Origin of the sequence: Methylobacterium sp. XJLW, from assembly GCF_003254375.1 — a bacterium.
Taxonomy (GTDB): Bacteria; Pseudomonadota; Alphaproteobacteria; order Rhizobiales; family Beijerinckiaceae; genus Methylobacterium; species Methylobacterium fujisawaense.
In genome coordinates this window covers 3,998,278-4,021,782 of record NZ_CP016429.1, presented here as the reverse complement: position 1 = coordinate 4,021,782, position 23,505 = coordinate 3,998,278, and the positions used below count along the sequence as shown (strand labels likewise).

At 70.6% G+C, this 23,505-nt stretch carries 26 protein-coding genes; 8 read left to right on the top strand and 18 right to left on the bottom strand.

The features are described 5' to 3' along the window. Positions 1–15: 15 nt before the first annotated feature. Both A3862_RS18690 and A3862_RS18685 read right to left on the bottom strand, forming a co-directional pair. Positions 16–1,530, bottom strand: coding sequence for a DUF6880 family protein (locus A3862_RS18690; protein ID WP_043761194.1), 1,515 nt, complete (start codon positions 1,528–1,530; stop codon positions 16–18). 52 nt (positions 1,531–1,582) lie between these two features. Beyond that, positions 1,583–1,822 (bottom strand): hypothetical protein, encoded by a 240-nt coding sequence (locus A3862_RS18685; protein WP_020092122.1) that lies wholly within the window; start codon positions 1,820–1,822, stop codon positions 1,583–1,585. Positions 1,823–1,962: 140 nt separating this feature from the next. Between A3862_RS18685 and A3862_RS18680 the strand changes: the two genes are divergently transcribed. Then, a complete protein-coding gene (locus A3862_RS18680; RefSeq protein ID WP_043380675.1) occupies positions 1,963–2,214 on the top strand; it encodes a hypothetical protein in 252 nt (83 codons plus the stop codon). A gap of 3 nt (positions 2,215–2,217) precedes the next feature. Here the strand turns inward: A3862_RS18680 and fabI are convergent, their stop codons facing one another. From fabI to fabA, 4 genes are all read right to left on the bottom strand, one after another. After that, entirely contained in the window at positions 2,218–3,048 is an 831-nt protein-coding gene (gene fabI, locus A3862_RS18675; protein WP_043757822.1) for an enoyl-ACP reductase FabI, read from the bottom strand. Positions 3,049–3,234: 186 nt separating this feature from the next. Then, positions 3,235–3,357, bottom strand: a complete 123-nt coding sequence (locus tag A3862_RS32395; RefSeq protein ID WP_257787406.1) for a hypothetical protein — start codon at positions 3,355–3,357, stop codon at positions 3,235–3,237. A gap of 57 nt (positions 3,358–3,414) precedes the next feature. Next, positions 3,415–4,641, bottom strand: coding sequence for a beta-ketoacyl-ACP synthase I (fabB, locus tag A3862_RS18670; RefSeq protein ID WP_043380680.1), 1,227 nt, complete (start codon positions 4,639–4,641; stop codon positions 3,415–3,417). 140 nt (positions 4,642–4,781) lie between these two features. Then, entirely contained in the window at positions 4,782–5,318 is a 537-nt protein-coding gene (fabA, locus tag A3862_RS18665; RefSeq protein ID WP_043355013.1) for a 3-hydroxyacyl-[acyl-carrier-protein] dehydratase FabA, read from the bottom strand. Between the two features lie 215 nt (positions 5,319–5,533). Here fabA and irr point away from each other — a divergent pair, with 215 nt between their 5' ends. Beyond that, entirely contained in the window at positions 5,534–6,049 is a 516-nt protein-coding gene (gene irr, locus A3862_RS18660) for a Fur family transcriptional regulator Irr (protein WP_012319639.1), read from the top strand. A gap of 218 nt (positions 6,050–6,267) precedes the next feature. Here the strand turns inward: irr and A3862_RS18655 are convergent, their stop codons facing one another. Beyond that, entirely contained in the window at positions 6,268–6,831 is a 564-nt protein-coding gene (locus tag A3862_RS18655) for an SH3 domain-containing protein (RefSeq protein WP_043355011.1), read from the bottom strand. Between the two features lie 270 nt (positions 6,832–7,101). Between A3862_RS18655 and A3862_RS18650 the strand changes: the two genes are divergently transcribed. Next, positions 7,102–8,100: a 2-hydroxyacid dehydrogenase gene (locus A3862_RS18650; RefSeq protein WP_043380685.1), complete on the top strand. Its 999-nt coding sequence runs from the start codon at positions 7,102–7,104 to the stop codon at positions 8,098–8,100. Between the two features lie 24 nt (positions 8,101–8,124). Here the strand turns inward: A3862_RS18650 and A3862_RS32390 are convergent, their stop codons facing one another. From A3862_RS32390 to A3862_RS18640, 3 genes are all read right to left on the bottom strand, one after another. After that, the gene (locus A3862_RS32390) at positions 8,125–8,259 is read right to left on the bottom strand and encodes a hypothetical protein (protein ID WP_257791599.1); all 135 of its coding nucleotides are present in this window, start codon (positions 8,257–8,259) and stop codon (positions 8,125–8,127) included. A gap of 257 nt (positions 8,260–8,516) precedes the next feature. After that, positions 8,517–9,143 (bottom strand): Crp/Fnr family transcriptional regulator, encoded by a 627-nt coding sequence (locus A3862_RS18645; protein ID WP_043380688.1) that lies wholly within the window; start codon positions 9,141–9,143, stop codon positions 8,517–8,519. An 87-nt stretch (positions 9,144–9,230) separates the two neighbouring features. Beyond that, positions 9,231–10,580 carry a flavin monoamine oxidase family protein gene (locus A3862_RS18640; protein ID WP_052083848.1) on the bottom strand — a complete coding sequence of 450 codons (1,350 nt, stop codon included), beginning with the start codon at positions 10,578–10,580 and terminating at the stop codon, positions 9,231–9,233. 201 nt (positions 10,581–10,781) lie between these two features. Here A3862_RS18640 and A3862_RS18630 point away from each other — a divergent pair, with 201 nt between their 5' ends. Together A3862_RS18630 and A3862_RS18625 are read left to right on the top strand one after the other, a co-directional pair. Further along, positions 10,782–11,483: a sulfate transporter family protein gene (locus tag A3862_RS18630; protein ID WP_043757826.1), complete on the top strand. Its 702-nt coding sequence runs from the start codon at positions 10,782–10,784 to the stop codon at positions 11,481–11,483. A 107-nt stretch (positions 11,484–11,590) separates the two neighbouring features. Continuing rightward, on the top strand, positions 11,591–12,865 hold the full coding sequence (locus tag A3862_RS18625) for an efflux RND transporter periplasmic adaptor subunit (RefSeq protein WP_043757828.1): 1,275 nt from the start codon (positions 11,591–11,593) through the stop codon (positions 12,863–12,865). A gap of 428 nt (positions 12,866–13,293) precedes the next feature. On the opposite strand, the gene A3862_RS18620 is transcribed toward A3862_RS18625, so the two are convergent. The 7 genes from A3862_RS18620 to A3862_RS18590 all read right to left on the bottom strand — a co-directional run bounded on the left by A3862_RS18620 (position 13,294) and on the right by A3862_RS18590 (position 19,750). Further along, complete coding sequence (locus A3862_RS18620) at positions 13,294–14,676, bottom strand: class II 3-deoxy-7-phosphoheptulonate synthase (protein WP_111473890.1); 1,383 nt, start codon at positions 14,674–14,676, stop codon at positions 13,294–13,296. 115 nt (positions 14,677–14,791) lie between these two features. After that, a complete protein-coding gene (locus A3862_RS18615) occupies positions 14,792–15,109 on the bottom strand; it encodes an RNA polymerase sigma factor region1.1 domain-containing protein (RefSeq protein ID WP_043380700.1) in 318 nt (105 codons plus the stop codon). 55 nt (positions 15,110–15,164) lie between these two features. After that, a complete protein-coding gene (gene gor, locus A3862_RS18610; protein ID WP_043380702.1) occupies positions 15,165–16,547 on the bottom strand; it encodes a glutathione-disulfide reductase in 1,383 nt (460 codons plus the stop codon). Then, positions 16,544–17,764, bottom strand: coding sequence for an O-antigen ligase family protein (locus A3862_RS18605; protein ID WP_100793964.1), 1,221 nt, complete (start codon positions 17,762–17,764; stop codon positions 16,544–16,546). The genes gor and A3862_RS18605 overlap by 4 nt, the downstream gene beginning before the upstream one ends. Before the next feature lie 42 nt (positions 17,765–17,806). Next, positions 17,807–18,397: a DUF2059 domain-containing protein gene (locus tag A3862_RS18600; protein WP_043380704.1), complete on the bottom strand. Its 591-nt coding sequence runs from the start codon at positions 18,395–18,397 to the stop codon at positions 17,807–17,809. A 44-nt stretch (positions 18,398–18,441) separates the two neighbouring features. Continuing rightward, positions 18,442–19,155 carry a ribose-5-phosphate isomerase RpiA gene (rpiA, locus tag A3862_RS18595; protein ID WP_043757834.1) on the bottom strand — a complete coding sequence of 238 codons (714 nt, stop codon included), beginning with the start codon at positions 19,153–19,155 and terminating at the stop codon, positions 18,442–18,444. A gap of 130 nt (positions 19,156–19,285) precedes the next feature. Further along, on the bottom strand, positions 19,286–19,750 hold the full coding sequence (locus tag A3862_RS18590) for a hypothetical protein (protein WP_043380709.1): 465 nt from the start codon (positions 19,748–19,750) through the stop codon (positions 19,286–19,288). 173 nt (positions 19,751–19,923) lie between these two features. Between A3862_RS18590 and A3862_RS18585 the strand changes: the two genes are divergently transcribed. After that, on the top strand, positions 19,924–20,622 hold the full coding sequence (locus A3862_RS18585; RefSeq protein WP_043345943.1) for a phosphoglycolate phosphatase: 699 nt from the start codon (positions 19,924–19,926) through the stop codon (positions 20,620–20,622). A gap of 3 nt (positions 20,623–20,625) precedes the next feature. On the opposite strand, the gene A3862_RS18580 is transcribed toward A3862_RS18585, so the two are convergent. Then, positions 20,626–21,780 (bottom strand): pyridoxal phosphate-dependent aminotransferase, encoded by a 1,155-nt coding sequence (locus A3862_RS18580; RefSeq protein ID WP_111473889.1) that lies wholly within the window; start codon positions 21,778–21,780, stop codon positions 20,626–20,628. Between the two features lie 210 nt (positions 21,781–21,990). Between A3862_RS18580 and A3862_RS18575 the strand changes: the two genes are divergently transcribed. Further along, complete coding sequence (locus A3862_RS18575) at positions 21,991–22,773, top strand: DsbA family protein (protein WP_043345940.1); 783 nt, start codon at positions 21,991–21,993, stop codon at positions 22,771–22,773. Positions 22,774–22,930: 157 nt separating this feature from the next. Beyond that, complete coding sequence (gene accB, locus A3862_RS18570) at positions 22,931–23,404, top strand: acetyl-CoA carboxylase biotin carboxyl carrier protein (RefSeq protein ID WP_043345938.1); 474 nt, start codon at positions 22,931–22,933, stop codon at positions 23,402–23,404. The last annotated feature ends 101 nt before the right edge of the window (positions 23,405–23,505 follow it).

The window sequence follows — 23,505 nt, the reverse complement described above, 5'->3', positions numbered from 1 at the left end:
CCCGGTTTACCCGATTCAATCCCGGACGAGGCTCCAGAACCCGTGCTTGCGGCCGTGCGTCTGCCGCAGCGCCGCGCGGTAGGCCTTCGGATCCGGCTCGGCATCGCCGGCCGCGAGGCGCCCCGCCAGGGCGTCGAGTTCCGCGAGGTAGCGCGCCCCATGCGGGTAGGCGGCGCTGCGGCCGCCCTCGAGGATGGAGTCGAGGAGCCGGCGATACAGGATCGTGGCCGCCCGGGGGTGTTCCTGGGCGAGCGCCTCGGCCGCCGGCGCCAGCACCGCGTACTGATCGCCCTGCCAGATCCCGGGCCTCGCGACCACCAATGTGGCGGCGCGGCGAAGATCCGGCCAAGCCGTCAGGAAGGTCAGAGCCCGGTGCGGCTGCGGGAAGGCCTCGGCATGGTCGAGGGCGCGCTGGAGCGCCTCCTCGTCCTCGAAATCCGGAAGCTTGGCGAGGAAGGTCCGCAGCATCGGCGCGTCGAGTTCCCGCTCGAATCGGGTCCACCGGAGGAGCTGTGCCTCGTCGGACCGGCCGAGGGCATCGAGGATCTCGATCTCCAGCGTCTGCCGTTCGCGCTCCGGCCCGCGCGTATCGAAACCCGCGATCAGATCCGCCCGCGTCGCGATGCGCAATCCCGGATCCTGCATGCGCCGGATCCAGTCCAGCGCCTCTTCCGTCCGTCCGGCGGCGAGGAGGCGCCGGGCAATCTCGACGCGGTTCTCCCGCCCCGGCAGCACCGTGCGCTCCAGGGCGATGAAGGCGTCCGGATCGCCGCGCCGGTCGGCTATGGCCTGCCGGAGGCGCAGGATCTGGATCCGGGCCGCCTGCCGATGATGCGTCGCCTCGCGGCGGGGATCGCCGCCCGTCGGCATCGCGGCGTCGGCCGCGGCGAGCCTGTCGTCGATCTCGGCAAGGGCCGACTCGGGCAGCGTCGGGATCATGTCCCCGAGGACGAGTCCCAGTGGACCGAACGGATCGGCCGCGAAGGGCTCGACGAGGCGTGCCGCCAACCCGGCGGCCTCCGCCGGAGGCAGGTTGCCCGCGATCTCCACGAAGGCCGTCGAGGCGCGATCGAACACGCCCTGCACCGCGCCGGTGCTGTCGTCGACACGGTTCAGGACCGCGTCGGCACCGTTGAGGAAGCGCCTCAGGCGATCGAGGGCGGCGCCCGCATCGAGGGGGCGCAGCTCGTCGAGGATCACCGTCACGGTGGCGTTGAGATCGGCCGCGAAGGTCCGTCGCTTTTGCCAGTCGATATAGCCCTGGGCCCCCTCCAGGGCCGTCAGCCGCCGGTCGACGATGGCCGCCACGGCGTCCGGCCCCTGGAGGGAAGCCAAAGCGGCGCTCACCAGCTTCTTGAAGGCGGGATTGCGCGCGGTCTCGCCGAGGATCAGCCCGATCAACCGGTCCGGGCCGAGCGCCGCCAGCGTTTCCGGCGACGGTGTCGTGCGGCGCACGCCCTTCGGGAGGGCGGGCGCCTTCCGGCGTCCCTGCGGCGGCGGTTCCGGTGTCACCCGCCGCGCGCGCGCCACGATGGCCTCCATCGATACGTCGGGTTCCACACGGCCGTCCCGTCCGCGCCGGCTACTCCACCACGCGGGCGCGGGGCCGATCGCTGCCCTGGGCGGTCTCGTCGTGCCAGCCGCCGGCCTGATCCTGGTAGCGGATGCCCTCGGTCGAGCCGGGGACCTGCTGCTCTGCCGCCGCGGCCTGGGCCGCCTGCAGCGCCTCCTCGCGACTCGGGAAGGTCTCGGAAAAGACGTCGCCGACCTTGTAGGCGAACCCGCCGTCGTGCTCGACGATGCGATAGGTAACCTCAGACATCACGCCTCCTGTTCACGCCCGGCATTGTTGAGCGCGAACCCGCCGGATGCGCTGGGGGTTCCAGGCGTGGTGCGTGGCGGCCTCCGATCCGCCGGAAAGTGCCGCTATCGGCAGCGGATCCCGATATCCAGACGATCCCGATGCAGCTTCGCCCGCTTCTCGCCCTCGCCCTTCTCCTGGTCGCCCGGCCCGCCAGCGCCGAGGAGGGGTTCCTCGACAAGCTCTTCGGCGGTTCCGGGCGCGGGACGCCGCCCAATCCGTTCGCCTCGAACTACCCGTCCGCGCCGCCCTCCGCGGAAGAAATCCGCGCCGTGCGGGCGCGGCGGGACGTGCGCGACGAACGCGGCGTCCGGCGCGGCCCGCTGCCTCCGGGCCGCATCCCGGAGGAGTGAGGCTCAGGCGTCGCCGACGACTCCGGCCGCGTCCTGGGCCTGAAGCACGTCCGGGCGCGGCATCGAGATGATGTTGTAGCCGGCATCCACGAAATGGACCTCACCGGTGACACCGCCCGAGAGCGGCGACAGGAGGTAGAGGGCTGAGCCGCCGACATCCTCCAGGCTCACCGTGCGCCGCAGCGGCGCATGGGCCCGCTGGTGATTGAACATCAGCCGCGCGTCGGCGATCCCGGCGCCCGCCAGCGTCCGCATCGGGCCGGCGGACAGCGCGTTGACGCGGATCCCGTCCGGACCGAGATCGCTCGCGAGGTAGCGGACGGACGCCTCCAGCGCCGCCTTGGCCACGCCCATCACGTTGTAGTTCGGCATGACCCGGGTCGCCCCGCCGTAAGTCAGGGTCAGCAGGGACCCGCCCTGCGTCATCCGCTTGGCCGCGCGCTGCGCGATCTCGGTGAACGAGAAGCACGAGATCGTCATCGTCCGCACGAAATTCTCGCGGGTGGTTACGTCGACATAGCGGCCCTTGAGCTGCGCCTTGTCGGAGAAGCCGATGGCGTGGACCACGAAGTCGAGGCTGCCGTCGAATCGCGCATCGAGGGCCTCGAAGGTCGCATCCACGGAGGCGAGGTCCTCGACGTCGCAGGGCAGGACGAGATCCGAATCGAGTTTGGCGGCGAGCGGTGCCACGCGGCGTCCCAAAGCCTCGCCCTGGTAGGTGAAAGCCAGGCGCGCGCCCTCAGCGTGCAGCGCCTTGGCGATACCCCAGGCGATCGAGTGATCGTTCGCGACGCCCATGATCAGGCCGCGCTTGCCTGCCATCAATCCCGTCATGCCGACTCACATCCTGACCAAGCACGCCGCCCCTACCAGGCGGGGACGGTCCGCGATCCGCGCAAGCGAACCGCCAAAGGGTGCCTTAGCGCGGCTCGCCGTGCGTTCCAAACCGGTCGGCGGTCGGACGGCAGGCAAAAAAAAGCCCCGCCTGTTGGCGGGGCGTTCCTGGCGGGGCGGCCGAACTCAGAAATGGCCGTCCGTATGCGACTGCGCCTCGTCGATGAGGGCTTGCTTCGCGTAGATCGCGGCGCAACCGGCGATGACCAGTCCGCTCAGCGTTCCGAAGATGAAAGTCCCCATTGCCACCACCAGATCTCAACATCCAGTAAACGCCGACCTCGAGCCGGCGGTTCCCTTCAGTAATCAGGCGTCGACGTGCTTCAGGACCAGGGTCGCGTTGGTGCCGCCGAAGCCGAAGGAATTCGTCAGCACGTGCCCAAGCTGCGCGTCGTCCCGACGCGCCCGCAGGATCGGCATGTCGGCGAAGGCGGGATCGAGTTCGTCGATATGCGCGCTCTCGCAGATGAAGCCGTTGTTCATCATGAGCAGGCTGTAGATCGCCTCCTGCACGCCGGTGGCGCCGAGCGAGTGACCGGTGAGCGACTTCGTGGCGGCGATCGGCGGGCATGCGTCGCCCCGGCCGAAGACCTCGCGGATCGCCTCGATCTCCTTGTCGTCGCCGACCGGCGTCGAGGTGGCGTGCGGGTTGATGTAGTCGATCCGCGCGCCCTTCAGGCCTTCCATGGCCTGCCGCATGCAGCGGACGGCCCCTTCGCCCGACGGCGCCACCATGTCGTGCCCATCCGACGTGGCGCCGTAGCCGGCCACCTCGCCGTAGATCCGGGCGCCCCGCGCCTTAGCGTGCTCCAGCTCTTCGAGGACCAGAACGCCCGCGCCGCCGGCGATGACGAAGCCGTCGCGGTTGGCATCGTAGGCGCGGGAGGCCCGGGACGGCGTGTCGTTGTACTTGGACGACATGGCGCCCATGGCGTCGAACAGCACCGAGAGGGTCCAGTCGAGGTCTTCGCACCCACCCGCGAAGATGATGTCCTGCCGCCCGCCCTGGATGATCTCTGCGGCGTTGCCGATGCAGTGATTCGACGTCGCGCAGGCGGAGGAGATCGAATAATTCACGCCGCGGATCTTGAACCACGTCGCCAGGGTCGCCGAGGCGGTGGACGACATCGCCTTCGGCACCGCGAACGGGCCGATGCGCTTGGGGCCCTTCTCCCGGGCGATGGCGGCGGCCTCGACGATCACCCGGGTCGACGGACCGCCCGAACCCATGATGATGCCGGTGCGCTCGTTCGAGATGTCGCCCTGTTCCAGACCCGCGTCCCGGATCGCCTGATCCATGGCGACGTGGTTCCAGGCGGTGCCGCCGCCGTGGAAGCGCATGGCGCGCCGGTCCACCACGCCTTCGGGGTCGAGGGTCGGCGCGCCCGAGACCTGGCTTCGGAAGCCGTGCTCGGCGTAGCTGGCGTCGCGCGCGATGCCCGAGCGGGCTTCGCGCAGGGAGGCGAGCACCTCCTGCGTGTTGTTGCCAATGGACGAGACGATGCCCATCCCGGTGATGACGACACGGCGCATGATGGTGACACTACCTCCGTCGCGGCCTCGGTCGCCCGGGCCACGTACCGGTCAGCTAAGGTGACGCGGACACAATCTCAACCACCGAGATCGTCCGGCGTTGCGGCCGAGCCGCGAACCGGACGCCCGGCCGACGCGTTTCAGCTCTGGAACAGGCCGACCCGCATGTCCTGAACCTGATAGACGCGCTCGCCGTCCGCTTCGAGCCAGCCGTCGCCGATCCCGAGGACGAGCTTGCCCTGACGGACGCGCTTCACGTCGACATTGTAGACCACCTTCTTCATCGTCGGCAGGACTTGGCCGGCGAGCTTCACCTCGCCGACGCCGAGGGCGCGGCCACGACCCGGCGAGCCGAGCCAGCCGAGATGGAAGCCCAGCATCTGCCAGAGCGCATCGAGCCCGAGGCAGCCCGGCATCACCGGATCGCCCTGAAAGTGGCAGGGGAAGAACCAGAGGTCCGGCCGAATGTCGAGTTCGGCGGTCACGTGGCCCTTCCCATGGGCGCCACCCTCGGCCGCGATGGACGTGATGCGGTCGAACATCAGCATCGGCGGAAGCGGCAATTGCGCGTTCCCGGATCCGAAGAGTTCGCCGCGCCCGCAGGCCAGAAGATCCTCGTAAGAATAGTGCGACCGGCGGTTCGCGTCCTGCGCTTGTGTCTCGGCGTCTGGCGGCATTGGGTTGGCTGTTTCCTCGGATGTGCGCGATCTTCACGTCGCGGGCGACTATACTCGGCCCGTCGGCTGGCGCGCGGGTTAGCACGGGGCGTCGCGCCTTCAAAGCCTGCGGCCGCAGGCATGCGGCAACGCTCGGGTTGCGACAGCCTGACCACTTCAATATACTCGGGCGACATCCGTTCCTTCAGGCCCCTCGTCGAGCGTTCAGTCCAGCGATGTCCGAACCGGTGCCATTCCAGGCCGTCTTCAACGGCCGGGTCCCCGCCCCCCAGTTGGAGGCCAACGGGACTCCGCGGCGCGGGTGCCCGCTGTCCGACCTCCGCGACCGCCTGCGTCGGGCCGGCCTGCGGCCGACGCGGCAGCGTCTCTCCCTCGGCTGGCTTCTGTTCGGCCGCGGCGACCGCCATCTCACGGCCGAGATGCTCTACGACGAAGCGATGCGCGCCAAGGTGCCGGTGTCGCTGGCGACGGTGTACAATACCCTCCATCAGTTCACCGAGGCGGGGCTGCTGCGCCAGCTCGCGCTCGACGGGTCGAAGGCCTATTTCGACACGAACCCGACCGAGCACCACCACTTCTACCTGGAAGACGAGAGCCAGGTCATCGACATGCCGGATTGCGGCATCACGGTTGATTCGCTGCCCGAGGCCCCCGAGGGGATGGAGATCGCCGGGGTCGAGGTGATCGTACGCCTGCGCCGCAGCCGGCCGGCGGGCCGCCGCCAGGGCTGACGCCACGGCACGGCTCGAGGAACCATCAGGATCGTCGCGAAGGCCCGGGTTCGTCCGGGCCTTTGCGTTTGCGCTCGGTCGCGCGACACCGGAGCGCCGGCCATTCCGGTCGGGGTGCGGCGCTCGATGCGGAAATCGGATACCGTCTGCTGCGCGGTCCCGGGATGGGAGTGTACGTGCCGGCCGGCATCGCCCGACGGCGATGATCGCGCCGGACGCTACTCCACGACCTCGTTCGGATAGACGCCCCACAGGCGGTTCTGACGGATATAGCCATCCACGTCCCGCTTGTTCGGCAGGGCGACGATCAGGCGGCACCACGTGCCGGTGCAGCTCTTGACGCTGCCGATCACCCCGGTCTGAAGCTTGGCCTCGTCCTCGGCGCCGTCGTCGGCCTTCGCGCGCAGCGATACGGCAGCCTTCTCGACGCCCTTGTCGGGGCCGGCATTCACGATGGCAGTCCGGCGGCCGGACAGCAGGGAGTGCAGCACCCAGCCTTCGGTCCCCTCCGAATCGCGGATCCGGCGCCAGGTCTCGAACTCGCCGATGATCTCGACGGGCAGGCCGGCCCGCTGGAAGACCCAAAGGGTGCGGTGATCCTTGGAGGGGCCCTCGCGGAGGTTGACGCGATCGGTCTTCAGGCTCGCGTAGCGCGGCAGCGGCAGCTTGGTCACCGGTCCGACCCCAGCCTCGGGGCCTGCGGGCGGCGCCGCCCGGGCACCGGTCGCGAGGCCGCCGGCCAGCATCGCCACGACGGCGAAGCTGAGGCGTGACACGCGCATGGTCGTCTCCCTATCCAGACGTGGCGTTGGTGGGCGCCGGACCTGTCGAAAGCAGGGCCGGTTCGACACGCGGACCGGGCCGCATCCGATTGTGTTCCGGCCCACCTCTGGTAGAGAGGCCGATGGGTCGGAACTGGCTCCGGAACCGGCGCCTCGTGACCGATCCTGTCTGGCCGAGTTCGGTTAACGGACGCTTGCGGGAAGCGGTTCGGGCGGAAGCCGCCGGGCGCGTGCCGCAATCAGGGCCGCGGGGCTGACGGGGAGAGAGACGTGTCGAAGCGCAAGCCGCTGGTGGTCGTGACGCGGCGCCTTCCGGATGCCGTCGAGACGCGGATGCGTGAGCTGTTCGACGTCAGGCTCAATGCCGACGACGCTCCGCTGGCGGCGGACGATCTGGCGGCCGCTTTGCGCGAGGCCGATGTCCTCGTCCCCACTGTCACGGACGAGATCGATTCCGGCCTGATTGCCCAGGCCGGACCGAACCTTCGGCTCATCGCCAATTTCGGTAACGGCGTCGATCACATCGACGTGGCGGCGGCGCTGGAGCGCGGCATCACGGTCACCAACACGCCCGGCGTGCTGACCGAGGACACCGCCGATATGACGATGGCGCTGATCCTCGCGGTGGCCCGCCGGGTGACCGAGGGCGCGCGGATCATCCCGGATGACGAGTGGACCACGGGCTGGTCGCCGACCTGGATGCTCGGCCGGCGCATCACCGGCAAGCGGCTGGGGATCGTCGGCATGGGCCGGATCGGCCAGGCCCTGGCCAAGCGCGCCCGCGCCTTCGGCTTGCAGGTCCATTACCACAACCGCCGCCGGGTGCCCGCCGCCATCGAGAGCGCCCTCGACGCCACGTACTGGGAATCCCTCGACCAGATGCTGGCGCGCGTCGACATCGTGTCGGTGAATTGCCCGCACACGCCGGCCACCTACCATCTGCTCTCGGCGCGGCGCCTGAAGCTGCTCAAGCCCGAGGCCATCGTGGTCAACACCGCCCGCGGCGAGGTGATCGACGAGAACGCCCTGGCGCGCCTGATCGAGGGCGGCGAGGTTTCGGCGGCCGGCCTCGACGTGTTCGAGCAGGAGCCCGCAGTCAGCCCCCGGCTCGTCAAGCTCGCGCGCCAGGGGAAGGTCGTGCTCCTGCCGCATATGGGTTCGGCAACCTATGAGAGCCGCACCGACATGGGCGAGAAGGTCATCATCAACATCAAGACCTTCATGGACGGCCACAGGCCGCCGGACCGCATCCTGCCCAGCATGCTCTGAGCAGCGCTGCGCCTTCGAGGGGCCTCAGGCCGCCAGCGGCTTTCTGGCGGCCTCGACGCTTTGGAACAGGCGCTCCGAGGTCGGCGCGAGGAAAGCGAAGCCGCATTCCGGGCTCTGATCGGAGAGGTCCTTCAGATCGGAATGGCCGACGCACAGCACCTTGCCCGGCTCCGCGCAGACCGCGAGGCGCTGCGCGCGTGCACCGGCGACGGAAGGCCCAATTCGCCCACGACACTGCCCGCGCCCGCCGCGAGACCGACTTCCGGAACCCGGAAGACGCCGCTCTCGATGCGGCAGATGGCCGGCCGTGTTTCCCTGGGGCAAGGCGCGGAGCCGGCGAACGGGATGGTTCGATCGCGCGGCGTGGACGGCCGGTCCGGAAGCGCAGAGGGTCCGCACGGGCGGTCTTGCCGCGATCAGAGGGCGTCGCCGGTCACCGCCTGGGGCTTGGCCATGCCCTGAACGCCCTGGAACAGGCGTTCGCTTGTCAGCTTCAGGAAGTAGAACCCGAATTCAGGGTTCTGGTAGTAGAGTTGCTTCACGTCCGAATAGGACACGCACAGCGCGTGACCCGCCTCGACGCAGACCAACGACGCGGTTCGGGCATTGCCGGGTGACAGCAGACCCAGCTCGCCGACGATCCCGCCCTTGCGCACCTCGAGGCCGACTTCCGGGATCCGGAACACGCCGCTCTCGATGTAGTACATCTCGTCGGCGAGATCCCCCTTGCGGAACACCACCTCGCCGACACCGAACGGGCGCCGCGAGCCGAAGGGCCGCAGCCATTCGAGGGACAGGTCGCCGTCGGCGGCCGTCTCAACGTCGCGGACGAGGCGCATCATCTGCCAGAGCCGATAGGCGTTGAAGGGCATCTGGATCAGCTCTGTGAGCACCACCGGCATGCTGCCGATCAGGATGCCGTAGGTGATCACGGCACAGCTTGCGCAGAGCGAGATGATCCGCAACGGAATCATCGTGCTCATGGCCGTCGCCGAAATGGTCAGCGCCGTCCCGAGATAGCCGATGCCCTCGACCCAATCCATGGCCGCCCCCTGAAGCGTGTCAGCCGGGGGATGCCTGTCTTGCCCCGCTCCGGCAAGCTTTTCGGGGCTTTCCGCGCAGCGGGGATCTCAGCCTGTGCCTGCACGGATACGCGTCCCGGCCCCGTCCGTGACGACCGCGGCCACGGCCTCGGCGGCTCGAACGCCCTCCTCGTAGGCGCCGCCGACGGTGCCCCACTGTTCCCGGGACAGCGCCTCGCCGGCGAACCAGACCGTATCGGCCACCGCGCCGCGCAGGGCCTGTCGCGCCGGCGCATGGCCCGGCGGGACCACCGCCCACGATCCGCGCGACCATCGGTCGTGGCGCCACGCGCTCACCGCCGGGATCGTGAGGTCGCGCAGCCGTGCGCCGCCGAAATGCTCGGCCAGGACCGCGCGGACATGGCGGCGCACGCCGTCTGCGCCGGAGCCAGCGGCGTCGATCGCCGCCGCCTCGTGCAGGTCGAGTTCATAATAGTGGAACGGCGTTCCGTCGATGCGGGTCAGAAGCCCCGGCGGCGCGTGACGCCCGCCATGGATCGCCGCGAGCCGGTCGCGGCCGCGGAACGGGCTCGACGGCCAGTGCAGCACCGCGTGCTCGTAGATGCCGGTGGTGAACCCGTCGATGGCGGCGCGGGCCGCATTCGGCAGCGGCGGCGAGAAGACCGGCCCCTCACGCAACACCATCATCGGTACGGTCACGATCACGGCGCGCGCGGCGTGCTCGGCTCCGGCCGCGGTTGTCGCGCGGACCCGGCCGCCCGACCAGTCGATCCGCGTCACCGCTGTCGCGAGCGCCACCGGCAACCCGTCCGCCAAGCGGGCGAGGTAGCTGCCGTAGCCGTCGGCGAGGAAGTAGTTGTCGCCGTATTCGAGGCTGGGGAAGTCCTGAAGCGAGACCTCGTTCAGCGGCCGGCCCGACACGAGGCCATGGACCTGCGCCACCCGCGCCCCCCAGGGCCCGAGCCCCGGCGGCAGCGCGCTGCCTGCCTGCCGGTCGAGACCGGGCTGCGCGGCGCCGCGGGTCATGGCCCGGTCGGCCCGGTCGAAGGCACGCCCGTTGGCCCGGATCTCGGCGGCGCGGCCGGGCCGACGCCCGACCCAGACGTGGCTCTCCTGCGGCGCACGGCGCAGCCGCTCGCCGCGCGTCCGACCGAGCGTCACCAGGGGATTGATCGGCCCGGCATGCAGCCAATGGGCTCCGAGATCGAGGGCATGTCCGCGCAGGGCGACAGTCAGGGCGCGGCCACCGACGCGGTCCCGTGCCTCCAGCACGGCCACCGAAACCCCCCGTGCGGCAAGAGTCCGGGCCGCGCCGATCCCCGCGGCACCCGCACCGATCACCAGCACGTCTGCCACTTCGGGAAGCGGCGCGAGGCGCGGCCTGTAGGCGGGGCGGAACGCCGGGTCGATCCATCGGGACTCCGCAGCCTGCGGCATCGCGACCTGTCCGGTGGTGCCCTGTCCGGTGGTGCCCTGTCCGGTGGTGCCCTGTCCGGTCGTGTCCTGTCCGGTGGTATCCTGCACGCGTTCTCCCCGCACCCTCTCGCCCCTGCGACGGCTCCCGGCCTTGCACCGGTCGCCACACCGCTCCACAACGCGCCTGCGCCGCTTTCGGCGCGGGCCGGAACACTTCGCCCGATGCTCGTCGAGTCCGCCGCGGCGGCGTTGCGCCAGACCTTCTCGCCACCGCTGCGGGCGATCCTGTGGAAATCCCTCGGCCTGACGGTCGGGCTCCTGCTCCTGGTCTGGCTCGGCCTGACCCGGCTCATCCAGGCGTTCCAGGCGAGCCACCACATCTCCACCCAGTACCCGATCCTCGACAACCTCGCCTACTATCTGGCGGGGGTCGGTCTCGTCGTGGTCCTCGCCTACCTGATGCCGGCGGTCTCGATCCTCGTGGCGGGCTTCTTCCTCGACGATGCCGCCGAGATCGTCGAGCGCACCGATTTCCCGAATGACCCGCCCGGACGCCCCATGCCGTTCGGAACCGCCATGCTCTATGCGGTGCGCTTCGCCGGCCTGACGCTTCTGGTCAATCTCGCGGCGCTGGTGATCTTCTTCGTGCCGGTGATCGGAATCGCGGCCTTCTTCGCGGCCAATGCCTATCTGCTCTCCCGCGAGTATTTCGAGATGGCGGCGGCCCGGTTCCGGCCCCTTCCGGAGGCCGCCGAGATGCGCCGCGCTTTCTCCGTCCGGACACTCGGTGCCGGTTGCCTGCTGGCGGCCCTGATGGTCGTTCCGATCCTCAACTTGCTGACGCCGCTCTTCGGAATCGCGCTGATGGTCCACCTCCACAAGCGCCTCGGCCGACGCCCGCTGGTGACCGGACCCCTGCGTTAGGCCCACGCATCTGCGAGGATGCGGCCCGTGACCGCTCTGGCCGGCCCGGCCGTCGCCCGCTACCTTCACCGTGACCCGACCGGACGTTCGGGGCGGAGAGCCGATCGATGAAGGCGCACGACGCGGGTGCGGACGTTCCACCGCCGCCCGGCAAGGTCCCGTTCTTTCTCGTAGGGCTTGCCGCAATGGGACTCCTGGCCTGGGGCGCCTACGGCCATTGGCAGCGCGACGCGGAGGCGACCGCGACGCTGGAGCGGATCAAGACCCTCGTGCCCCAGGTGCGGACCGTCGCGGCCGTGCGGGCGGAGGGCCCCGTCGATCTCGTGCTTCCCGGCGAGATGCAGGCCTTCACCACGGCGGCGATCGCCGCCCGCGCCACCGGCTACATCGCCGAACGCCGGGTCGATATCGGATCGCGCGTGAAGGCGGGCGAGCTGCTCCTGCGCATCGCCGCACCGGATCTCGATCAGCAACGCGCGCAGGCCGAGGCGCAGGTCGGCCAGTTGAGGGCGCAGTTGCTCCAGGCACAGGCGCAGGTCGAGCAGGCGCGCGCCAACGTCAACCTCGCCAACCTCACCAATAACCGCACCTCCACGCTCGCGGTGCAAGGTTGGGCGTCGCGGCAGAACGCCGACAACACCCAGGCCGGTGTGCTCAGTCAGGCCGCGGCGCTCGCCGCCGCAGAGGCCGGCGTGAAGGTCGCCACAGCCAACATCAAGGTGCAGGAGGCCGTCGTCGACCGCCTGAAGGCGCTCACTGCGTTCGAGCGCGTCGTAGCCCCGTTCGATGGCGTCGTAACGGTGCGCAATGTCGATGTCGGGGATCTTGTCCGGGCCGATAACGGCGGGACGCCGCTCCTGAGCATGGATCAGGACAGCACCCTGCGGATCACCGTCAACGTCCCGCAGAACGACGCCATCGGCGTCAAGCCCGGTGTCCAGGCAGCGATCACCGTCCCGCAGATGCCGGGCCGCCGCTTCGAGGGTTTCGTGGAGCGCAGCTCCGTTGCGCTGAACGCGGCGTCGCGTACGTTGACCACCCAGGTGGACGTGCCCAATCCCGACCGGACCCTGCGCGCCGGGCTCTATGCCTACGTCACCCTCAAGATCCCCCGGACCGAGCCCGGCGTAACGATCCCCGCCGAGGCGACGGTGTTCAACAGCAACGGCCTGCAGGTCGCGACCCTGGGCGACGATGACCGGGTGACATGGCGGACGATCCGCGTGCGGCGCGATCTCGGGCGCACGCTGGAGCTGGATTCCGGTCTCTCCGCGGACAGCCGCATCATCTACAGCCCGGCTCCGGACTTGCGCGACGGCCAGTCGGTCGAACCCGTGAAACCGCCGCAGTCGATGGAGCCGCTCCGATCGGCGCAACGCTGATCGGCCGGGAACAGCCCTCTGCAATCCGCGTCGGGCTCACCATCGGCCTCACCCTCGCGCCGAGCGACGGGACGAGCTGTGAGAAGCGCATCAAGAACGCCGAGGCCACCCGCGATCGCGGAAAAGGCCGAGGCGTGCGGCGCGTTGCGGTTCTTCGGGCCTGCGATGGATGAGCGCCCCCAGGTTCGCAGGATCCCGGAGTGCGATCTGCCCGATGTGCTCGCCGGGGAGATCTTCGAGGCCTGTGATCGGCTGGTCTACAGCCTCGGGGCGGATCGCATCTGCGCGTTCACGTCGGCACGCCTCATCACCGCTTTGCACGCGTCACTGCGGCGGACCGGATTGCCAGGACGGCGGCCGAAGCCGGACGCGCGCCGCCCCCGCGAGGAGGCCGCGCGCGCCATCGGTCTGTGGACGGAGGGACCGCCCTATTCGGCGGCGTCGAGGCGCGGGCGCTCCACGTGGCTGCGCTCGGCCTTGACCAGCTCGGCGGTCCGGAACGCCACCTCGAGGGCCTGCTCCGCGTTGAGGCGCGGGTCGCAGTAGGTGTGGTAGCGGTCCTGAAGGTCGTCGGCCGTCAGTGCCCGGGCGCCGCCCGTGCATTCGGTGACGTCCTTGCCGGTCATCTCCAGATGGATGCCGCCCGCGAAGGTGCCCTCGGCCCGGTGAACGCCGAAGAAGCCTTCTATCTCCTGCATCACCCGCTCGAAGGGCCGGGTCTTGTAGCGGCCCGCCGGGATCGTGTTCCCGTGCATCGGATCGCAGATCCACACCACCGAGCGCCCTTCCCGCTCGACCGCCCGGATCAGCGCCGGCAGGTGGTCGCCGACCTTGTCGGCGCCGAAGCGGCAGATCAGGCTGAGGCGCCCCGGCTCATTCTCCGGGTTGAGCAGGTCGATCAGCCGGATCAGGCCTTCGGCCTTCATGGACGGGCCGCACTTGAGGCCGATCGGGTTCTTGATGCCGCGGGCGTATTCCACGTGGGCGTGGTCGGGCTGCCGGGTCCGATCGCCGATCCACAGCATGTGGCCGGAGGTCGCGTACCAGTCGCCCGTGGTCGAATCGACGCGGGTCAGCGCCTCCTCGTAGCCGAGCAGCAGTGCCTCGTGGCTGGTGTAGAAATCGGTGGTCCGCACCTCCGGATGCGTCTCCGGATTGATGCCGATCGCCCGCATGAAGTCGAGGGCGTCGGTCATGCGGCCGGCCACATCCTGGTAGCGCGAGGATTGCGGCGAATCCTTCACGAAGCCCAGCATCCAGCGGTGCGCGTTCTCCAGGTTGGCGTAGCCGCCGGTGGCGAAGGCGCGCAGCAGGTTCAGGGTCGCGGCCGACTGACGGTAGGCCTCGAGCTGGCGGCGGGGATCCGGAACCCGCAACTCCTCGGTGAAGCCGATGCCGTTGATAATGTCGCCCCGGTAGCTCGGCAGGCTCACGCCCTCGAGGGTCTCGGTGGGCGAGGAGCGCGGCTTGGCGAACTGGCCGGCGATGCGCCCGACCTTCACCACGGGCGATCCGCCCGCGAAGGTCAGCACCATCGCCATCTGCAGGAACACCCGGAAGAAATCCCGGATGTTGTCGGCGGAATGCTCGTCGAAGCTCTCGGCGCAGTCGCCGCCCTGCAGCAGAAAGGCTTGGCCCACGGCGACGCGCCCCAGCGCCGCCTTCAGCTTGCGGGCCTCACCTGCAAAGACCAGCGGCGGAAAGCTCGCGATCTGCGACTCGACGGCACCCAGGGCGGCAGCGTCCGGATAGGCGGGCACCTGCTCGATCGGCAGATGTCTCCAGCTTTTCGGTGTCCAACGCTCGCCCATGGTCTCTCTCCGCGCACCTCTTCGTGCGATCGCGCCGTCGCGCGAAGCGCGGCTTATAGAGAGGTTCCTTCACACTTGCGAGTGCCGCGAAACCGGGGGCAGGCGCGCCTCGGCGTCAGGCCTCGCCGTCTTCCACCTCGATCCCGTGCTCGGCCAGGATCCAGAAGATCGCCTCCAGGTCTTCCGCCGACACGTCCCGGGGTGGCAGCGCCTCCTCTAGATCGTCGTAGGTCAGGTTGCGGCTGCGCTGCGCCTCAGCCTTGGCGAGCAGGCGGTCGATGGCCTGACGGATATCGGGCGGCAGGGCATCGTGGCTCGGTGGCCGATGGAAGGCCGGCCGCAGGGCGTCCGCCAGCAGGCCATCGATGATCGCCTGCCGCCGCGCATGCGCGTCGTCCTCGCGTCGTCCCTTGCCTGTGCTCGGCTTGCCCATGCCACAGATATGGCTCGGTCGCGCACCGCGTCGAGGCCCCGCCCGCACGGAGGTTTCAGCCGACGCCGACCGGATGCTTGGTGACCTCCGGAACCCGCATGGTCACGAGTTCCTCGGCGGCTGTCGGATGGACCGCGATGGTCCGGTCGAAATCGGCCTTCGTGGCACCCATGGTCACGGCGATACCGACCGCCTGGATCACCTCCCCGGCATCGTGGCCGAAGATGTGGACGCCCACCACCCGGTCGCTGGCGCAGTCGACCAGCACCTTCATGAGGATGCGTTCCTCGCGCCCGGACAGGGTCGCCTTCATCGGGCGGAAGCGCGCCTTGTAGACGTCGATCTTGCCGTAGATCTCCCGGGCGGCCGCCTCGTTGTGGCCGACGACGCCGATCTCGGGGGTCGAGAACACCGCGGTGGGGATCAGGCGGTGATCGACGCAGGAGGGCCTGCCGCCATAGACCGTGTCGGCGAAGGCGTGGCCCTCGCGGATCGCCACCGGCGTCAGGTTGGCGCGGTTGGTCACGTCGCCCACCGCATAGATCGACGGGACCTTGGTCTGCGAATAGGCGTCCACCGGGATCGCTCCGACCCCGTCGGTCTCGATCCCGACGCGATCGAGGCCGAGCCCGTCCACGTTGGGCCGCCGGCCGGTGGCGATGAGCACCTGATCGACCCGGATCTCGCTGCCGTCGTCGAGCTCCGCGCAGAGGCCGCCGTCCTGCCGTGCGATGCGCCGCAGCGTGCGCCCGAGCCGCAGGTCCATCCGTTGGCCGTAGGCCTCGGCGAGGGCGTCGCGGATCTCGTCGTCGAAGCCGCGCAGCAGCCTTTCGCCCCGGTGCAGCAGCGTCGTGCGGCTGCCGAGCGCCGCGAAGATGCCGGCGAATTCCACCGCGATGTAGCCGCCGCCGATCACCAGGATGCGCTCCGGCAGGCTCTCCAGCTCGAACACCTCGTTCGAGGTGATCGCCAGATCGATCCCGGGCACCGCCGGCTCCTTCACCGGATGCGCGCCCACCGCCACGAGGATGCGTTCCGCCCGGACCGTGCGGCCGGACTTCAGCAGGCGGACCGTGTGGGGATCCTCGATCACCGCCCGCTCGGGCACGATCTCGACGCCGGCGCGGATCAGGTTGGCGTCGTAGATGCCTTCGAGCCGGGTCACCTCCGCGTCGCGCCGGCTCTTGAGGGTGCCCCAGTCGAAGCGGGGCTGTCCCACCGTCCAGCCGAAGCCCGCGGCATCCGCGAACTCGTCGGCGAAGCGGCCGGCATAGACCATCAGCTTCTTCGGGACGCAGCCGCGAATCACGCAGGTGCCGCCGACGCGGTACTCCTCGGCCAGCATCACCCGCGCGCCGTATCCGGCCGCGATCCGCGCCGCGCGGACACCACCGGACCCGCCGCCGATGACGAAGAGGTCGACGTCGAACGCGCTCATGCCGGACCGTCCCGCTCGGATCTCTCGTTCGCGTCGGCAGGAGACGCCGCACGCATCCAGGTGATGGCAGCGCCGAGCCCCGCCGTCCACCATGCCGCCCAGCCGTTGTGCTCGACGAAGGCGATCGCGGCCGCGCAGGCCACGAGACCGAGGGCCGCGGCGCGGTCCGGCTGCGTCAGCCGCGCGATCCGGGCAAGCATCAGCATCAGCGTCAAGGCGGCGAGGAGGGCGCCGGGCAGGCCCAGCTCGGCCCAGATCTGCAGGAAGCTGTTGTGCGGATGCCCGACCCCGAGCAGGACCCGCATCTCGGGGGGCACCGTCTGCGCGACGGGCGTCTCGGCGAAGCGCGCGCTGGTGCCGAAGCCCGCGCCGCGCCAGGGATCGGCCGCCACGGCGGCGCCGAAGCTGCGCGCGATCGCGACCCGTGCCCGGGAGGAGGACTGGACGAGCCGCTCGTGCGCCGCCTCCGGCATGGCGCGGGCGAGAAGGTCGCCCTCAACCGGGGCGAGCGCCACGGCGAGGCCGAGACCGAGGCCGGCGAGGCCGAGACCTACCCGCAGGGGCAGCATCCGGGCCAGGGCGGCCATCGCGGCGCCGGCCAGCAGGCCGAGCTGGGCGGCGCCGCTGATCGAGCGGAGGACGCCGAGCGCCGCGAAGCCCAGCACCGCCGCCGCCAGGCCCCGGGCGCTGCCTTTCCAGAGCACCAAGGCCAGCGGACCGGCCACGAGATCGAGGGTCAAGGCCGGCCGGTTGTGAACGAAGGCGGCGATCCGGCGCCCGAGCGCACGCTCCAGGGCAAGATCGGAGGCGAGGTCGATCGCGATCAGGAGGCCTGCGAGCCCGACCGCGATCGCGCCGAGGCGCGGCGCGAAGGCCGGTATGCGGCCGGGCGCCAGACAGGCGAGCAGGTAGGCGGCCAGCAGCGTCGGCAGGAACTCCCCGAGAACCCGGAGCGACGCGGCCGGGAACGGGCTCCAGGCGAGTGAGATCAGGGCCCAGGCCAGGAAGGCGAGCGCTGCGCCGGCGAGCGGCGTCCGGAGCGGTCCCAGCAGATGGCGGCGCAGGGCGGCCGCGTCCTCCGCCCAGCGCCCGGCCAGGAAGGCGAGCGCCGCCAGCCCGCAGATGAGCGGGCTCGACCGGTTGGCGAGCACCATGGCGAGCGGCATGACGGCGAGGAGCACGCCGCCCGCCGCGTAGAGGCGGCCGGCCGCGCTCATGGTCGACCTCTCACGGCGATCGACCCGCGGGGGCGGCCACCCTCACTGCATCTGATGCCCGCGCTTGCCCATCTCGGCGCGGACGCGGACCATGACGTATTCCGAGACGTCCTGCGTCCAGTCCTGCATCTCCTGCACCATCTCGTCGAGAAGCTGCGGCTGCGCCTCGACATAGTGCTTCCCGGCGGGCGAGCGGAAGAAGGTCGCGATCTCCTTCAGCTCGGCTTCGGAGAATTTCGACGCGTAGGTCCGCGCCGCGATGTCGATCATGCGCTGCTTCTGCAGTTCCATCTCCGGCTGCAGCGAGGCCAGGACTTCCTCGAGATCCTTGGAAAGCTCGGGCCGGGTGACTGTCTGCTTGCGGATCTGATCGGCGAAGGCGGGCAGCACCGAGTCGAACGAACGGGCGATGCCGGAGCTGAGCATCACCTCGCGGGCGAGTGCCAGATGGCTCGGCGAAAAGGTGGAGGCCGCCGGCGTATTGGCGGCCGGGGTGCCGCCCGCCGGGGCATTCGGCTGCGCCGTCGGCTTGGTCGGCGCGGGTTTTTGAGGCTGGGCTGCAGCTGGATGCGGAAGCGCCAGGAGCGCGAGGCCGAGCGCGAGGCCGGGCGCGGCGATGAGGCGTCGGGACATGCTGGACTTTCTTGCGAGGATGACCTGCGATTGAGGACGGCGCCTCAGGCGAGGCTGCCGAGAACGGTGACCTCGGCCTGCCCGTCCCGCGCCGCCGCCAGGATCGCGGCGTCGGCGATGCCGAGGAACAGGCCATGCTCGACCACGCCCGGCACGGCCCACAGCGCGGCGCCGAGAGCCTCGGGATCGGGAATCGCACCGAGATGCGCGTCGAGGATGTAATGGCCGCCGTCGGTGACCAGGGGCTTGCCATCGGGCCGGCCGCGCAGCCGGACCGCACCGGAGCAGCCGGCCGCCGCGACCGCCGCCTCGACGGCCCGGTGCGTGGCCTTGAGGCCGAAGGGATTGACCTCGATCGGAAGCGGGAAGGCGCCCAGCCGCGCCACGTGCTTGGCCGCGTCGGCGATCACCACCATGCGGCGGCTCGCGCAGGCGACGATCTTCTCCCGCAGCAGGGCCGCGCCGCCGCCCTTGATCAGGCGCAGCTGGTCGTCGACCTCGTCGGCGCCGTCGATGGTCAGGTCGAGTTCCGGCTGCTCGTCGAGGGTCGCGAGGCGGATGCCGAGGCTCTCCGCCTGGGCCCGGGTCGCCTCGGATGTCGGGACCCCGAGGATGTCGAGTCCGGCGCCGACCCGCTCGCCAAGGAGCGCCACGAAGGCCGCCGCCGTGGATCCCGTCCCGAGGCCGAGCCGCATGCCCGGCTCGATGAGGTCCAGGGCGCGGGCGGCCGCAGCCCGGCGCAGATCCGGCCCGCTCACCGGGACACCGCCCGATCGGCGAGGTTGGGCGAGGAATCGCGCGTCATGGGCAGCCGGTCTCTCCGTGAGATTCGGTCGGCCCGTAGCACGGGACCGGGCCGACCGGAACGCCCGCGCCGGCAAGGCGGCATCACGGCCGCCCACCCTGTGTCGGCGTGGCGCTGGCCCCGGCCCGACCGGGCGCGGGTCCGGTCAGCGGCGCATCGGACGCGCTCTCGACCCCGGGCTTGCCCTGCTGGGTGCAGACGACCTGCTCCTTCTTAACCAGCACGAAGCAGATGCTCATCTCGCCGGTCCGGTAATTCACCCGGAAGACCCCGGCTTCGCGGGTGTGGCGGCTCGCCACCAGCCCGTATTCCGACGGGGTCTGGGGCCCGGCACCCTCGCCCGGCCCGAAGCAGACCGTCTGGCCGATTCCCCCCGCCGATTCCTGAAGCCCGTACTGGCAGGAGGTGACCTCTCCGGTCACCTTGTCGACCCGGTACATCCGGTTCAGGTCGGTCTGTGGCGCGGGCACGAACTCGAAGGAGGTCGCGGCCGCCGGCAGGGTTTGGAGCACGGCGCAGGCGGCCAGAAGGGGCAGAGACGGTTTCATCGCGGATCCCGGGGCTGGTACGCACTGCGTTTCGCCGCGCTTTCAGGCGAGTCTGGGGCGCTGGGTGAGACGATCGGTGCATCTGCCGCGTCCCCTCCGCCGGCTTGCCCCGCATCGCCGGCCCCGATAGCGACGCCGTTTCGAGATCCCGGCCAGCACGGAGCCCCGCAGGCATGCCCACCGAACCGACGACCCCGCCCCCGATCGCCGTGTTCGACCTGGATGGGACCCTCGCGGAGACCGCAGGCGACCTGATCGGCACGCTCAACGTCCTGATGGCGCGCGAGGGGTTGTCGGAGCTGCCCCTTTCCCAGGCGCGCGGGCTGATCGGTGCCGGCGCCCGGGCGCTGATCCGGCGCGGCTTCGAGGCCGAGGGTCGGCCGCTCTCGCCGGAAGACCACGACCGGCTGTTCGATGCCTTCATCGACCATTACGGGGACCACCTTGCCGACACGACCTACCTTTTCCCCGGCGTGGTCGAGGCCCTCGATTCTCTCGAGGCGGCAGGATTCACGCTGGCCGTCTGCACCAACAAGTTCGAGGGGCAATCGGTGGAGCTGCTGCGCCTCCTGGGCATCGGTCACCGCTTCGCGGCGATCTGCGGCCGCGACACCTTCCCGCAAGCCAAGCCCGATCCGCGCCACCTCACCGGCACGATCGCACGCGCCGGTGGTGATCCGGCGCGCGCCGTGATGGTCGGCGATTCCCGGACCGACATCGACACCGCCAAGGCCGCCGGCATCCCGGTGGTGGCGGTCACCTTCGGCTATACCGATCGCCCGGTTTCCGAACTCGGGCCCGATCGGGTGATCGAGCACTTCTCGCAGCTTGTCGAGGCGGTGGGCGCCCTCGTACCGGCCGCACTCGCCTGATCCTCAGCGCAGCCAGGTCTTCAGCCGCGACACCGCTTCGCGGCACTCGGCCTCCGAGCCCGCGAACGAGAACCGGACGTGGTGGTGGCCGAGATCCGGGTCGAAATCGAGACCCGGCGTCGCCGCGACATCGGCCTCGTCCAGCATCCGCCGGCAGAAATCCGAGGCGTCGTCGGTGAGGTTCGAGACGTCGGCGTAGAGGTAGAAGGCGCCGTCGGCGGGATGCACGCGGCCGAGGCCGAGGCCCGGGAGCGCATCCAGCAGGATCGCGCGGTTGCGCGCGTAGCTGTCGCGCACGGCGTCCAGGTCCTCCGTGGCGTCGAAGGCCGCCAGCGCACCGACCTGCGAGAGGTAGGGCGCCGAGATGTAGAGGTTCTGCGCCAGCCGCTCGATCGGGCGGACCAGCGCCTCCGGCACGACCATCCAGCCGACGCGCCAGCCGGTCATGCAATGGTATTTCGAGAAGGAGTTGATGACGACCGCGTCGGGGTCGAAGCGCAGGGCCGTGACCGTGGGCAGGCCGTAGCTGAGGCCGTGATAGATCTCGTCGGAGATCAGCGGCAGGCCGAGGTTGCGCGTCGCCGCGCAGAGATCCTGCAGGGCGGCCTCCGTGATCACCGTGCCGGAGGGATTGGCCGGGCTCATCACCAGCGCCCCGGCGACCGGCGCGCGGGCATGGGTCTCTCGGAGCAGGGCGGCGGTCGGGGCGAAGCGGTCCTCGGCGCGCAGCACCATCGGCGCCGGAACCAGGTCGAGGGCCGTCAGGATGCTGCGATAGGCCGGGTATCCGGGCTGCGGCACGGCGACCCGGTCGCCGGAATCGAACAGGCTCATGAAGGCGAGGACGAACCCGGCCGAGGATCCGGTCGTGATCACCACCCGCTCCGGGCTCACCGCGACGCCGTGCCGCTCGGCATAGCTCCGGGCGATGCGGGCCCGCAGGGCGGGCAGGCCGAGGGCCTCCGTGTAGGGGATGCGGCCGGTGGCGAGCGCCGCCTGCGCGGCCGCGATCACCGGGCCGGGCGCGGGGGCGGAGGGCTGGCCCACCTCCATCCGCACCACGTCGACGCCAGCCCGCGCCTTGGCGGCGGCGGCGGCCATGACATCCATCGCGAGGAACGGCTGGACTGCGGCGGCCCGCCGGGAGATCGGGGTCATGGCATCCCTCGCTGCAAAGTCGTCTGCGCCGCGCTGCCGGCGCGCCGGGGGTAGACCCTCGCGGCCCGCGCCTCAACCGGATGCCGAACCGGCAGCCGCGACCGATTCGATCGGCACGGGCAGGATTTGACCGGACGCCGCGAAAACGCCTAACCCAGCCCCTACCGCTCGCGCCACGCGCGGGCCGGCCTGCCGCGCAAGCGAGGATCCATGCCTTTCATCCGCCCCCTGCCCGCGCTGGTCCTGGCGCTCGGCCTCGTCGCCGTCCCCGCCCTCGCGCAGACCGCGACGCCCCCCGCCGCGCCCTTCACGGACGCGCAGCGCGCCGGCATCGAGGCGATCGTCAAGGACTACCTGATCAAGCATCCCGAAGTGCTTCAGGAGGCCCTTGCCGAGGCTGAGAAGCAGCAGGCCGAGACGCAGCGTCTCGCCCAGGCCGCCGCGTTGAAGGAGTCGCGCGAGGCGCTGCTCAACGGGCCTCACGATGTCGTCGCCGGCAACCCGTCGGGCGACGTCACGCTGGTCGAGTTCTTCGATTACAATTGCGGTTACTGCCGCAAGGCGCTGGCGGACGTGCAGACGCTGATCAAGTCCGATCCGAAGCTGCGGGTGGTGATCAAGGACTTCCCGGTGCTCGGCCCGGAATCGCTCGAGGCGAGCCAGGTGGCCATCGCGGTGCGCCAGCAGCTCAAGGGCGACAAGCTGTGGGAGTTCCACCAGAAGCTCCTGGAGACCAAGGGCCGGGTGAACGGCGCCCGGGCTATCCAGGTCGCCAAGGACCTCGGCGCCGACACGACCAAGCTCCAGAAGGACATGGCCTCCCCCGAGGTGAAGGCCGCGCTCAGCGAGAACCGCGGTCTCGGCGATCGTCTGGGCCTCTCGGGCACGCCGGCCTTCATCATCGGCGACGAGGTGATCCCGGGCGCGGTCGGCGTCGAGCCGATCCGCAAGACCATCGCCGACGTGCGCCAGTGCGGCCACGCCTCCTGCTGAGCTGACGGATCGACCCGACGGACCCCGAAGGCGTTCCGCGCAGCCTTGTCGCGCCGGGGCGCCTTCGTCTAAGAGCCGCCAGCCGCAGGGCCGCGGTGGAGGTCCAGGGCCGAGCCCGGATGGACGCACCGACGTGCCGCGAGACGAAGTAGGCCGGATGCCAAAGAACGACGCCATCGATCCCGAACTCGTGCGCGAGCTCGCCAACCTCGTCACCGAGACCGGCCTGTCCGAGATCGAGGTCGAGAAGGGCGACCTGCGCATCCGTGTCGCGCGGCGGCTCGAACCCGTGAATGTTCAGGTGGCGGCGCCCGCGCCCCTCGCGGCCGTGGCCCCGCCCCCGGCGGCGGCCGCGGCGCCGTCCCCCCTCGCCCCGGCCGAGCCGGCCCGCGCGCAGCCCGGCACCGTGCCCTCGCCGATGGTCGGGACCGCCTATCTCCGGCCCTCGCCCGACGCCAAGGCCTTCGTGGATGTGGGCTCGAAGGTCGAGGTCGGCGACAAGCTTCTGCTCATCGAGGCGATGAAGACCTTCAACGAGATCGTGGCGCCCCGCGCCGGCACGATCAGCGCGATCTTCGTCGAGGACGGTCAGCCGGTCGAGTTCGGCGAGGCCCTGCTCGTCATCACTTAGGACGTCCGCCGGGCGCTCGCCGCTCCGTCCCGGACGATGCCGCAACTCAAGAGGATAGAGCATCCTGCGCGGTCCGGGATCGCCAGGACGCCCTAACGGGT